The sequence below is a fragment of the Duganella sp. OV510 genome (assembly GCF_900100205.1).
Lineage (GTDB): Bacteria > Pseudomonadota > Gammaproteobacteria > Burkholderiales > Burkholderiaceae_D > Rugamonas.
Genome location: NZ_FNEQ01000005.1, coordinates 79,026 through 91,951 on the forward strand (window position 1 = coordinate 79,026; position 12,926 = coordinate 91,951).

Sequence of the window (12,926 nt, forward strand, 5' to 3'; positions counted from 1 at the left end):
TAAGCTGAATTAGTAACATGGGAAAATTATGCTTCATTGCAACTGTTATTGCAATGCAGCAAGTGGAATTAAATCACTTTGAAGCCGTGTGTGCCGTCTTTTTCTAACTGCGCCACCAGTCCATACTCCCAATCGAGGTAGGCCTGCATGGCTTCGGTCCGGTTATCCGTGCCCTCGTAAGGACGACGATAACGGTCGATCAGCGGCGACGCCAATCGCGTGGCGCCAGCTTCCAGCGGCTGGCCGGCGGCGGTCCATGCATCCGTTCCGCCGCTCAGCACCAGTATCGGCAGCGCGGTCAGCAAGCGCAGATCTGCCGCCGCGTACTGCGCCACTAGGCTGCTGCCGCAGGTCAGCACATAGCGCTCCACGCCGTCCGGCAATTGCTTCAGCGCCGACGCCAACTGCGAGCGTAGCGCAAACCAGGTGCCTGGAATATGCCGCTTCTGATAACTGACGCCAGAGCTGAAGTCCAGCAGGCCGACCTGCTGCGGCGCAGCAGCCAGCCACGCCGCAAGCGTCTCTGGATTGACCTCGTCCACAGGCGGCGGTGGTGGCAGCTCGTCCCGCAACGCGCCGGCAACGCTGAAATCCTCTGCCTGCAGGCCATCGACCACGTAGACATCGTTGTTCATCTGCTTGAGCCAGTGCGCAGTGAGGTTGGCGCGCACGCCATCGCTGTCGGCCAGCACGATCCGCGCGCCACGCACCGGCGCAAACTGTTCGGTTTCCTGCACCAGTTGCCCACCCGGCGCCGATCGGAAATGCGGCAGGTGGCCGTCGCCGTATTCGGCGGGACTGCGGACATCGAAGAAGTAGTTGGTACGCAGGCGGTCCACGTGCAACTCGTCCAGCTGCGCGCGTGCCAGGCGCTTGACGCCGGCGCGGTCCGCCAACGCGCGCGCATCCTGTTCCGCCGTCTGCCGGTTGGTTTCCGACGCCGCTGGATAACTGCGCGTCTGGCCGTGTTGCAGCTGCTGTCCGGCCAGCGTCCAGCCGATCGTTCCATTACGTAGCGCCGATATGGGATTCGGCACGCCGGCGTTGATCAGCGACTGGGTGCCGATGATACTGCGCGTGCGCCCGGCGCAGTTGACGATGATACGGGTGGAGGGATCAGGCGCCAGCTCGCGCGCACGCAAGGCCAGCTCCGCACCTGGTACGCTGATGCTGCCGGGGATGCTCATGGTGTGGTACTCGTCAAAGCGGCGGGCATCGAGGATGACGATGTTCTCACCGCCGTCGATCAGCGCTTGCACCTCGGGCGCCGACAGCGATGGCGTATGCCGTTCGTGCTCCACCAGTTCGCCGAAGGATTTGCTGGGCACATTCACATCGCGGAACAACTCGCCGCCAGCATCACGCCAGCCGGTCACGCCGCCATCCAGCAGCGCTACATTGGTGTAGCCCAGTTGGTGCAACCGCAGCGCCGATGGCAGCGCCAGGCCTTCGCCGTCGTCCAGCACCACGATCTGCGCATCGCGGCGCGGCAGCCTGGTGTAGGCATCGATCTCGATGCGGCCATACGGGAAGTTGGCGGCAAACAGCGGATGTTCTTGTGCATGCGGATCTTCTTCGCGCACGTCCAGCAGCGCGATCTCGCGGCCGGCCAGCAGTTCCGCCCTCACCTGTTGATAGCTGCGATACGGGATCTGTGGTGCATATAATACGTTGCTCATTGTGTTACCTCCAGCTGGCAGATTAACACGCAATATCCGGCGGGGGCGCTTATCCGCTGGCGCTATATTCAAAGTCGAAACCATTCGTTCCCCGATCGGCCGGCAGCGTCGTACCATCGAAAGATAACCATCTTCCGGAGCCGATTATGCAACGACGTACCTTGCTGTCCTTGTTGTCCCTGCTGCCGTTTGCGAGCTACGCGCAGAAGGCGCCGTCCACGCTGCGCATCGGCTACCAGAAATCCTCGACGCTGCTGACGGTGCTGAAAGTGCGCGGCCAGCTGGAACAGGACCTGGCGCCGCTCGGCGTGAAGGTGACCTGGCATGAATTCTCCAGCGGCCTGCCCTTGCTGGAAGCCCTGAACGTCGGCGGCGTGGACTTGAGCGCGGATGTGGCGGACACCGTGCCGGTGTTCGCGCAGGCGGCCGGCGCCAGGCTGACCTACTTCGCACAGGAGTCGCCTTCTCCTTCGGCGCAGGCAATCGTGGTGCGCGCCGATTCGCCGATCAACAGCATCGCCGACCTGAAAGGGAAAAAGATTGCGGTAACCAAGGCCGCCGGCAGCCATTACCTGCTGATCGCGGCGCTGGACAAGGCCGGCCTGCGCTTCAAGGATATCGAACCCGCCTACCTGACGCCTGCCGACGGCCGTGCAGCGTTTGAACGCGGCGCGGTTGCCGCCTGGGTGACGTGGGACCCATACCTGGCCGGCGTGCAGCGCCAGTCGCAGGTGCGCATTCTGGCCGATGGCCGCAGCATTGCCGACTACCAGCGCTACTATCTCGCATCGACCGCCTATGCGGAGGCACATCCGGAGGTGCTGCCGGTGGTGTTTGAAGCGCTGCGCAAGGCCGGCAAATGGGTCAAGCAATCGCCCAGGGAAGCGGCCGAGCTGCTGGCGCCCGCCTGGGGTCTGGATGCAGCGACAGTGGAACTGGCCAACAGCCGCCGCAGCTACGAAGTACGGCAGGTGGTCAAGGACGCGCTGGGCGAACAGCAGCGCATTGCCGACGCGTTCTATGGCGAGGGCCTGCTGCCGCGAAAACTCGACGCCACCGCCGTTCCGCTCTGGCGGCTGCGTTAGGCCAGCGTCGGATAGCCAGCGCGTACCGCGTCGGCTTCGAGACGCTGGATGCGCTGATAGTCCTCATCGCTGCGATGCTGGAAAGCCTTGATGTGCAAGGCGTTCATATGGGCGCGCAGCGGCGCGGACGGCACCAGCAAAGCCTGGCGCAGGCGCTCCTGCTGTGCCGCCGGCACTGTCTGCGCGGTCACCAGCGGTAGCCCTGGGGACGATGCCGAATACTGCAAGATCCTGATCCCCGGCACGCTGTCCGGCGACTCCTCGCGCAAATAGCCGAGGGTGACGCAGTCGATGGCGGCGATATCCGCCTCCCCTTCGCGCACCGCGCGCAGGCTGGCCACATGGCTGCCGGTCCATTTCACCTTGCCGAAGAAGCGGCCGTCACGCGCCAGCGGCGCCACCGCATGCCGCAGCACATTGGCGCCGCTATTCGACGCGGGATCGTTGGCGGCGGCGGTCAGCCCGCGCGCATCGGCCAGTGTGGCGACGCCATCGACCGCGCGTGTGATGATCGCGCTGGAATAGTCGCTGCCAGCGCAGCCAGGAAAGTCAAACGCCGGCGTGGCCAGCAGCGTGACCACACCGCGCAGGAAAGATACATACGGATAGCCGCAGGTCTGGCCAAGCAACAGGTCTGGCCGCTTCCACAGCGCGGGCAAAGCCGGCTCACGCACCAACGCAGCCTGCTCGCCAACGCCGGCATCAGCCAGCACGCGGGCCAGCAGGGCTTCATATTCCCGCTGCAGGCGCGGCGAGACGTTGTACATCGGTAGTGAAACGATCATGGCATGCGGGGATGGACCGGTGCGTCGATGGGGCGGAAACCGTAGCGGCGCATCAGTGCTCCGTAACCGTCGATCTGAAAGCCGCCGCTGCGCACATTATAAGCGTCGCGCCGGCCGCGATACACACGCGGCAGCAGATACCAGGGCAGCGATGGCAGATCGTGATGCACCAGGTGCAGGTTGTTATTCAGGTACAGCAGCCGAAACACAAAGCCGGCATCGTTCAGCACGATGCGCTGCTTGTGGTCTTCGGCCGGGCGGTGCTCGTAATAGGAACGTATCATCGCCAGCGATTGCGCCGGATACGAAATCCCCAGCAGATACCACAGCGCGGAAACGCCGAACGCGCTCTCCACCCACCACAGCAGCGCGGCCAGCGTCAGCAGGTGGCGCAGCCATACGCCGGCATCGCGCCAGTCGCCACGCAACAGCTTGCGCAAAGCGCCGCCCCAGGTGGTGGTGATCGCCAGCGCCGGGCCAAGCACTATGCGGCCCCAGAAGGTTTTATTCAGCCAGCGTACACCACGCATCAGGCGGCCGGCGGCGGCCCACTCGGCTGGCGACACATAGGTGCTCTCGGCATCCAGTGCCGGCATGGTCAGATCAAAGTCATTATGGTGGCGCAGATGGCTTTCACGGTAAATCTCGTAGGGATACCAAACCGCCAGCGGCGCGTAGCCAAACACCCGGTTCAGCCACGGCCAGGGTGTCGGATGCCCGTGTATCAGCTCGTGTTGCAGCGACATATACCAGGCGCACCACCACACCATCAACAGCGTGCCGGCGCCGTTCCCCAGCAATGGCCACAGCGACAGCGTGGCCAGCCAGCCGCCGTAGATGACAAAGATCAAAAGCCAGGTCGGCCACTCGCCCCGCCACAACGGGCGTGCGCGCTCGGCCAATACCTCATGCTGCTGCGCGTCGTCTATCCAAGCCTGCATAGTTTCTCCCTTGCGGCGAGTATAAGCAGCGCTAACTGGACAGGAAACGAATTTAAACAAGCATGTTTATGCGGATTTCGCGTTCTTCTGTAGGTGAGACACCGTACAGCCGCAGCAAGGGGCTACGCGCAAAATAAAGTCCATGGATACGCACACTCACAACATCAAACCGCGCAAATACCACCCTGCCGCCTATGCGATGCACAGGCAGATGGTGGCGGTACGCAGGACGATTTCGGCAGCGACGGTGGAAGAGTCGCAAGCGGCGGCGCGCTGGGCGCAGGCGTGGTATCAGCTGGTGCAGCGCAAGCTGGATCAACTCCAGCATGCGCCGCGCTACTTACATTAGGCTGGGGAGTAGCAACCGCCGGCGCGGCGTTCCATGCCATGACGGTCGATGACGGTGACGGTGCCGCGGCGGTATTCGATCAAGCCTTCTTCCTGCAGCTTGCCGGCGCAGCAGGTGATGGATTCGCGGCGCACGCCCAGCATGTTGGCGATCATCTCCTGGGTCACTTTCAGTTCGTTGGACAGCGAGCGGTCCAGGCGTTCCAGCAGCCAGCGGCACAGACGCTGTTCGATGCTGCCGTGACGGACACCGGCCACGGTTTGGGCCAGCTGCGCAAACAGGGCGCTGGTGTGGCGCATCAGTTGCTGCGCCAGCGCGCCGCCGCTGAAGAAGGCCTGGCGCAGTACCGAGGCCTTGATGCGGTAACCGTAGCCGGCGGTCTGTACCACGGCGCAGCAGTTGGCGCGCTCGCTTTCATACATCGAGACACCGACCACGCCTTCGCGACCAACCACGGCCACTTCCGCAGCGCCGCCGTCTTCGGTCACATATTGCAGCGAGACGATGGCGTTGGTTGGGAAGTAGGCGTATTCCATGACCTCACCAGTATCGAACAGGTGCTTGCCTGCTTCGAGTGGCACCAGGTCCAGGTGCACGAAGAGGTCCAGCAGCTCCTCGCGGGACAGCCCACGCAGCAATTCATTTTGCTGGGCGCCGATCAGGCTGACGGCCGGTGCAGCGCTTTGCTGCATGGCGCGTGGGATGCTGGCGGATACGGAAGTCTGGTTAGCTGCGTACATGGTGTACCTCATCTGTTGTATGTGTTGGATGATTAACACTATAGCCGCGCTATGTTCGGTCGATTATAGGAGCACTGACACGCCATATGTAGGTTGGGAACATAAGCTGTTGTCAGCCTGATCCTACGAACTTCCTCGTCCACAGGAGGGTGCGCTCCAGGCGCGGAAGGTGGATACGCCCCGGTTTGGGCAGCGCCAGCGTGGCCGGAGGCTGCAATAGCAAAGCAGGGAAATTGATGCCGGCACGGGCGGCGTGCAGCAACGAGAGGTCAAAGCCGGCGCGCAAGCCAAGGATGGCATAGCTGTCGCGCGCCGGGTTGTAGCGCAACGCCAGATGGCCGGCGCCGCTGTAGTGGCAGGCGGCGGCCAGCCGTTCGACATAGTCACGCACGCGCACACTGGCATAAAACCGCAGCGCTCCGCTCCGGCCATGGCGAAATATCGAACAGGCCAGCACCTGCCCTTCCCTCGCCAGGAAGGAAGCACCGACCGCCAGGCCGGGCATATAGGATTGGGCCAGTACGGGATAGGTGCGCCAGCACGCCACACTGCCGGGATGGTGGTGCAGTCGCGCGCGACGCCCGCCATGCTGCGTCAGCGGCCGGGTGACGATGGGATAGACCAGCGACTGTTCGCGCAATTGCACCGCGCTATCAGCCCGCATGCTGTCGGGCGCAGGCAGGCCGATAGCATGCAGCAAGCGGACCAGGTTCCATGGGTCGTGCAGCGTGGCGATCAATGGCGGATCAGGCGCCAGGCATGCCGGGAGCTGCGCGCCGGCGAGCAGGATGGCGCTATCGCCATCCACCGCCATAATCAGGCCGGGTGCGATGGCAGCAAGGCGCTTCAGCGCGGCGGCCGGCGCATCACGATGCCAGACGAGCGTGTGCGGCAGATGGCCGGCGCGGCGCAGGCAGCGCCCCGTCGCCCACGTCAAGGCAGGCGCTGTGCCAAGCACCAATATGGAAGAAGCAACGGCCATGTAAGCCTCCCAGCAAGAAATGGCGCCACCAGCGTAGCCGGGGCGCCATGTGCATTGCTAGAGGCAGGTCAAACGTGCGCGCCTTCGTGCGCACGAGGCTATTGTCTCAAGACATGAACTTGTCGAAGCGTGAGCCTTCTTCGACCAGGCGTTCATCGCGCGAGCGCAAACGGCCTGGGTTGCGCCGGTGTTCCGGCTCGGAAATAACGCGTTTGATGACGCTTTCCAGCACGCCGCGATGGCTGAGATACTCGGCTGCGCTCTGCGGGCCAAGCCGGTCGGCCCGCTCGATGCCGGCCTCCACGACCTCGGACGATTGATAGTCCGGACGGAAAGTTTGCGTGGTAGACATTACTGCCTCCTGAATATGGACAATATCCAATTCTCGGATTCTACCGTGGCAACTGCCGTGCGGTAACGCACTGTTACAACTAAGGCGCAGGCGAAGGCACACCTTGTGGTATTTGGCCATCGTGCGGAATCAGCCAGCCGCTATCGCTGAGCCAGTCGTGCAGCCGATCCGGCCAATGCACATCGGAAAGACGCTCCGAACGTTGGCCCATATTGAAGGCATGATCGGTATCAGCGTACAAGTGCAACTCCGCCGACACGCCGGCACCGATCAGTTGCTGGTACAGCGCCAACGCCGGCGGCATGCAGCACTTGTCGTTCGATCCGGCAACAATAAATGCTGGCGGCGCATTTTGCACCGCTTTGCCAGGCGATCCCAACGGGCCGGGATAGACCAGCACCTGGAAGTCCGGCCGCGCACTGAGCTTGTCGACCGCATCCAGCTGCGGCGCCGGCGCCGGCTCGGGATTATCGGCCACCAGCGACACCAGTTCGCCGCCAGCCGAGAAGCCCATTACGCCCAAGCGGTGCGGATCAACGCCATACTCGGCGGCGTGTGCGCGCACCCAGCGCACGGCGCGGCGCAAGTCGGCGGCGGCATCGTTCTCGATCGAATAACTGGAACCCGGATCGCGCGCCAGCCGATACTTCAGCACAAACGCGGTGACGCCGACACGGTTGAGCGACTTCGCCGCGACCATGCCCTCGTTCTGGAACACCAGCATCCGGTGGCCACCGCCCGGCACCACGATCACCGCAGCGCCGTTGGCATGACGCGGATTGGCGCGCACCACCGTCAACGACGGCGCATGCACATTGCTGATGTAAACATTGTCGACCTTCTCCGCTTCGTTGCGGCGCTGCGCCGAACCGGGCGCACCGTCCGGCCAGATGGCGATCTGCTGCGCGCCGGCCTGTACGCACAGCGCCAGCAGCAGCAATGCAAGCTTATGGCGCATGGAAGCCTCCCGCCGCATACAGCGAATGATGGGTGAGGATAAACAGTGTGCGTCCATCCGCGCCGCCGAAGATCAGTTGCAGCGGGCGCTCCGGCACATCGATACGGCCGATCTCCTTGCCATCCGGCGCGTAGACGAATACCTGGCCGTTGGCGACATACACATTGCCCTTGTGGTCCACCGCCGCGCTTTCGCCGCCACGGTTGGCCGCCAGTTTCAGGTCGGTGATGGCGCCGCCCGCGCCGATCACGCCGCTGAAGGTGCGGTTCTCGGAGCCGTTGGTGAACACCACGCGGCCATTGGCGCCAGCAGCCACAAGCCCGTAACTATCGAGCGTATCCGACCAGCGCCAGCCCAGATGGTCGGCCGGGCCTTGTTTGAAGACGCGGTAGGCAGGCAACACCAGGCTGCCATCCGGCGAGACGTATTCACGCTGCTTGGGCAAGGCGACATCGCGTGCAAACATTTCGGCCAACGTGGTGAATTCATAGGTGTCAAAGTTGAGCTGATCGCGGAATTCGCCGTTCTGCCAGAAGTTCACCGGCACCACCGTGCGCGCACGGCCGCTGGCCTGGGCCGGCGTCGGCTTGATGATGGTCAGCGGACCGGCCGGCTGGTCCGGGTGGAAGGAATACACCGTGCCTTCCGGGCCGAATGACGACAACACCATGATCGCACCGCTGTTGTCGATGGCAAGGTTGACCGCATCCAGCGGCGCATCACGTACCACGGCCAGGCCGCCTTCCTTGCTCCAGCTGTAGATGCGATGGAAGCGGCGGTCAATGAAGTACAGTTTTCCCTTGCTATCCACTGCCGCGCCGGCGATCGAGTAGAAATCGCTCTCCAGCTTCTCGACCTTCGCGGCGGCGAACGGTCCGGCTGGTGGTGGCACCGGCGCGCTGCTTGCAAAGACTGCGGCAGACGGGCCAGCCGCAGGCGTGCGTATGTCCAGCACCGCAAACTCATGCTCGCGCACTTCCTGCTTGCCGGTCAAATCCTGCAAGGTATTCTCGAACGGGAATTTGCTGGCGCGCAGATAGGTGTCGCAGCCGTTTTCATCGCAGGTAGCGAAGCCGCTTTCCGCATTCACATGGACATTGCGGAAGCGGATATTCTCCGAGTTGGTCATCTTCACCGCCGACACGGCCGGCTTCAGCGAACGCGTGACACGATACGCGTGGTAGTTGGCGAACGTGATGTTGCGCGAGTTGCGAATCTCCAGCGACACCGCATCCATGCCGTCACGTACCTCCTGCTCCGTTTGCGGCGCGAGGAACTCCCAGTTCTCCACGTTATCCAGCACGATCTCGGCACGGATGTGGTGTTCGGCCGACAGCTCGTACACTTTGCCCGGCGTCTTCGTGTTGGAGACATAGAAGCCAGCCTGCGCGAACGTGCTTGGCGACCAGCACGCGATGAACGTGCCACCACCGCCATCCGTTACCCAGATGCTCGGATACTGGCGATCCCAATGCTGGACCGGATCGAAGTTGCCGCTCTTCTGATAAGGATCGCGGCGCTTGCCGTCATACAGCCGCGTGCCATGGCCACCCTGGATGCGAATGTCATCCACCAGCGATTCCGCGCCAGCCTTCCACAACAGCGCCGTCGCACGCGGATTGACTTCGCCGGTGGCCAGGCCAAAGCCGGTGACGATGGCGTCGCCACCCTTGGCGCTTTCCAGCAACGCTTTCGGTCCATCCGCGCCGGCATAGGCCGGCGCGCCGTTCGGCAGCACCAGTTGCGTGACGCCAGGATGCAGGCCTATCAGCACCGTGTCGGGCTTCAGGCGTATCGTGTCCTGCACCATGTAGAAGCCCTGCGGCAGGTACACCACGCGCTTGCTGTCAATGGCTTTCTGCACCGCCGCCGTATCGTCGGTCACGCCATCGCCCACCGCGCCGAAGCTGCGCACGCTGGCCCACTGGCTGGTGGCAGGCAAAGTGCGCATCACTGGCGTACGTTGCGCCGGCAACGCCTTCAGCGCCGCGCCCTTGACGTGCGTGCCGAACTTGCCGACACTGTTCAGCCCCGGCAGCATCAAGCCATAATTGAATTCACTGATCTGATATTGCGGGCCATAGCCAGCCACGGTCTTGCCGCTGTCGCGGAAGCGCGCAAAGGTTGGCACATTCTTCGCGACGGCATTCTCGAAGCCGACCTGCGTGTAGACATTCTCCTCGTTGCTGATCACCACAGCGGCCTTGGACACATTCTCGAAGCGGACATCCTTGCCCCACAACCAGTCGCCATAACCACGGCTCATGTCGATGCCCACCGGCGTGTTGCGAATAGTGGTGTTCACCAGCGTCAGCCCGGCCTCGTGACCGCGTATGGCCGCCTCGCGCTGGCCTTCAAACGTGGTGTCCATCAGCGTGTACTGCCATGCCGGCGATGTCTTCTCGGTCAGGATACCGTAACGGCCACCGTAGAACTTCAGGTCAAAGCTCTCATTGCCCACCATATAGACGCCCGCCAGGCCCGAGCCGATGTGGAAATCCATGTGGCTCAGATACGAGTGCTGCGCAGTCCGCAGGCGCACCGCTGCGGCAGCAGGATTACCATCGCCGATTTCAACGTCCACATTGCTCATCGCCGAATAGAAGGTCGCCGAATTCGCATCGCGCACCTTGTCGCTATACGGCACGGCACTCTTCACCGGCACCGGCACCTTGCCGACCGTGTACTGGTCGCCGCCGGTGAACACCACCATGTTCGCCACGCCTCTCTGGAAGCCCGGCGTGTTCGCGCCCAGCACCAGCACCGGCCGCGTTGGTCCCACACCATACAGACGCACCGCCAGCGGCACCAGCAGCGAGCGCGTGATGCGATAACGGCCGGATGGCAGGAACACCACGCCGCCCTCGCCCCGGTTGGCGGCAGCGTCCAGCGCAGCCTGGATGGCGGCGCTATCGTCGGCCCGGCCATCGCCGACTGCTTTGACTTTCACCGCGCGCGGATCGTCCGGCATGGTCTGGTAGGCGGAAATGGAGGCCGCATGGCCGAGCAAGGGCACGGCCAACGCTGCGGCCGCAATCACATTCAACATTGATTTCATCTGTTTATCCTAAAAAGGAGGAAAGAATCAGAACGAAAATGAGCCCGAATACGCCGACCAGCGTTTCCATCAGCGTCCAGGAACGGAAAGTATCTTTGAGCGACAGCCCGAAATACTCCTTGAACATCCAGAAGCCGGAGTCGTTCACATGGCTGCACATCAAACTGCCGGCACCAATTGCCAGCACCATCAGCGCCGGGTCGATGCCCGACGCCTGCACCACCGGCGCCACGATGCCGGCCGCCGTCAATCCTGCCACGGTGGCAGAGCCGAGGCAGATACGGATCAGCGTCGCCACGATCCAGCCCAGCACCAGCGGCGGCACCGGCAACGCGGACAGCTGCGTTCCCAGTTGCGCGCTGACGCCGGAATCCACCAGCACCTGCTTCAAGGCGCCGGCGCCGGCAATCACCAGCAGGATCGGCGCGATGTCGCGCAAGGCGTCCTGCGCACCGGACATCAGCACTTGCAGCTTCTGCCCGCGCGCCACGCCCAGCGTGAATACCGCCACCAGCAAGGCGATCAGCATCACGATCATCGGATTGGCGAGGAAGGCCACCGCCGATTTCAGCGACGGATCGGCGATCGGCATGGCGCTGGCCGCTGTTGCCGCCGCCAACAGCCATACCGGCAGCAGCGCCGTGGCGAAGCTGTTGAATACACCCGGTAGTTCCGATACGTCGCGCAAGCCAGTGCGGAACATCGGCGCCGGCGTTGCCTCGATACGTTTCAGCGTCATGGCGAACAGCGGGCCGGCGATAATCAGCGTCGGCACGGCCACGATCATCCCGTAGAACAGCGTGCGTCCCATGTCGGCATGGAACTGCGCCACCAGCGCCGTCGGAGAAGGATGCGGCGGCAGGAAACCGTGCGCGATCGACAGTCCGCACAACAGCGGTATCGCCATCGCCACCGCCGGCCGGCCGCTCTGGTACACCAGCGAAAACACCAGCGGCACCAGCAGCACGAAGCCAACATTGTAGTAAAGCGGGATGCCGGCGACGAAACCGGTCAGCGTCAGCGCCACCGGCATGCGCGCCGAGCCGAACACGCCAATCAGGAAGCTGGCGATGCGCTGCGCCGCCCCGCTGTCGGCAATCAGCTTGCCGAACACCGCGCCGAGGCAGACGATCACGATCAGTGATCCCAGTAGATCGCCGATGCCTTTGTCGATCGACTTGGGAATGCTGTCGAGCGGCATGCCAAGCAGCAGCGCGGCGGCCAGCGCCGCCACCACGAACGCCAGCAACGGCTGTACCTTGGCCCATGCAATCAGCAATGTCAGCGCGCCGACCGACAAGGCCACCGCGATCAATGCCCACGCTGCCGGCGTTACGCCAAGCAGCGCCACCAGTGGACTGGTAGTCATGTGAGTCTCCAATAATTTTTTTTATGTGTTGTCTGTGTTACTAACTACCTGTATTACTTGCTGCGGCCCTGGATCTCCTTCAGCAGATCGGCGGGCGGTAGATCGATGTCCAGCGTGATGCCTGTCTCGTCGGGCTGTAAAGGTTCAAGGTCACGGAACTGGCTGTCCAGCAGCGATGTCGGCATGTAGTGGCCGACCCGCGACTGCATCCGTGCAGCGATCAGCGCTTGCGCGCCATTCAAGTGGACAAAGCGCAGCGCAGGATCGCCCTGCCGTAGCAGGTCGCGGTAACGTCGCTTCAGCGCGGAACACGACACGACCAGGCCCTCGCCACGATGCCGGGCGGCGCTGATCTGCGTTTGTAATGCTTCCAGCCAGCCGGCGCGGTCGCCATCGTTCAGCGGCAAGCCGGCCGACATCTTGGCCACGTTGGCTTCCGGGTGATACTGGTCGCCCTCGATGAAAGGCACGCCATTCGCCAACGCCAGCGCCTGCCCAACGGTGCTTTTGCCGCAGCCGCTCACGCCCATCACCACCCAGCGAGTATTTTGCATCCATTCTCCAGAACTAGATAGCGCTAACATTTTTAATGTAAAGATAACGGCCATAAACAAAGCCGAACCAAATC

At 63.2% G+C, this 12,926-nt stretch carries 12 protein-coding genes; 2 read left to right on the top strand and 10 right to left on the bottom strand.

The features are described 5' to 3' along the window. Window positions 1-68: 68 nt before the first annotated feature. The gene (locus tag BLS51_RS14820) at window positions 69-1,679 is read right to left on the bottom strand and encodes a rhodanese-related sulfurtransferase (protein ID WP_090184467.1); all 1,611 of its coding nucleotides are present in this window, start codon (window positions 1,677-1,679) and stop codon (window positions 69-71) included. Window positions 1,680-1,825: 146 nt separating this feature from the next. On the opposite strand from BLS51_RS14820, the gene BLS51_RS14825 reads away from it, so the two are divergent. Further along, the gene (locus BLS51_RS14825; protein WP_090184465.1) at window positions 1,826-2,764 is read left to right on the top strand and encodes an aliphatic sulfonate ABC transporter substrate-binding protein; all 939 of its coding nucleotides are present in this window, start codon (window positions 1,826-1,828) and stop codon (window positions 2,762-2,764) included. Here the strand turns inward: BLS51_RS14825 and BLS51_RS14830 are convergent. Then, the gene (locus BLS51_RS14830) at window positions 2,761-3,549 is read right to left on the bottom strand and encodes a phosphate/phosphite/phosphonate ABC transporter substrate-binding protein (protein WP_229207599.1); all 789 of its coding nucleotides are present in this window, start codon (window positions 3,547-3,549) and stop codon (window positions 2,761-2,763) included. The two genes, BLS51_RS14825 and BLS51_RS14830, sit on opposite strands and share 4 nt — an antisense overlap. Then, on the bottom strand, window positions 3,546-4,490 hold the full coding sequence (locus tag BLS51_RS14835) for a fatty acid desaturase (RefSeq protein ID WP_090184457.1): 945 nt from the start codon (window positions 4,488-4,490) through the stop codon (window positions 3,546-3,548). Before BLS51_RS14835 ends, BLS51_RS14830 begins: the two co-directional genes overlap by 4 nt. 142 nt (window positions 4,491-4,632) lie before the next feature. On the opposite strand from BLS51_RS14835, the gene BLS51_RS14840 reads away from it, so the two are divergent. Further along, on the top strand, window positions 4,633-4,839 hold the full coding sequence (locus tag BLS51_RS14840) for a hypothetical protein (protein ID WP_090184454.1): 207 nt from the start codon (window positions 4,633-4,635) through the stop codon (window positions 4,837-4,839). Here the strand turns inward: BLS51_RS14840 and BLS51_RS14845 are convergent. From BLS51_RS14845 to BLS51_RS14875, 7 genes are all read right to left on the bottom strand, one after another. Continuing rightward, entirely contained in the window at window positions 4,836-5,579 is a 744-nt protein-coding gene (locus BLS51_RS14845; RefSeq protein ID WP_090184450.1) for a Crp/Fnr family transcriptional regulator, read from the bottom strand. The two genes, BLS51_RS14840 and BLS51_RS14845, sit on opposite strands and share 4 nt — an antisense overlap. A 112-nt stretch (window positions 5,580-5,691) precedes the next feature. Then, window positions 5,692-6,540, bottom strand: a complete 849-nt coding sequence (locus BLS51_RS14850) for an ATP-grasp domain-containing protein (RefSeq protein WP_139168707.1) — start codon at window positions 6,538-6,540, stop codon at window positions 5,692-5,694. Between the two features lie 127 nt (window positions 6,541-6,667). After that, a complete protein-coding gene (locus BLS51_RS14855) occupies window positions 6,668-6,913 on the bottom strand; it encodes a hypothetical protein (protein ID WP_090184443.1) in 246 nt (81 codons plus the stop codon). Between the two features lie 79 nt (window positions 6,914-6,992). Beyond that, entirely contained in the window at window positions 6,993-7,871 is an 879-nt protein-coding gene (locus BLS51_RS14860; protein WP_229207598.1) for an alpha/beta hydrolase, read from the bottom strand. Next, window positions 7,861-10,929, bottom strand: coding sequence for a glycosyl hydrolase family 28-related protein (locus tag BLS51_RS14865; protein ID WP_090184437.1), 3,069 nt, complete (start codon window positions 10,927-10,929; stop codon window positions 7,861-7,863). Before BLS51_RS14865 ends, BLS51_RS14860 begins: the two co-directional genes overlap by 11 nt. 4 nt (window positions 10,930-10,933) lie before the next feature. Then, window positions 10,934-12,298 (bottom strand): gluconate:H+ symporter, encoded by a 1,365-nt coding sequence (locus BLS51_RS14870; RefSeq protein WP_090184435.1) that lies wholly within the window; start codon window positions 12,296-12,298, stop codon window positions 10,934-10,936. A 53-nt stretch (window positions 12,299-12,351) separates the two neighbouring features. Next, entirely contained in the window at window positions 12,352-12,852 is a 501-nt protein-coding gene (locus tag BLS51_RS14875) for a gluconokinase (protein WP_229207597.1), read from the bottom strand. Window positions 12,853-12,926 lie beyond the last annotated feature (74 nt).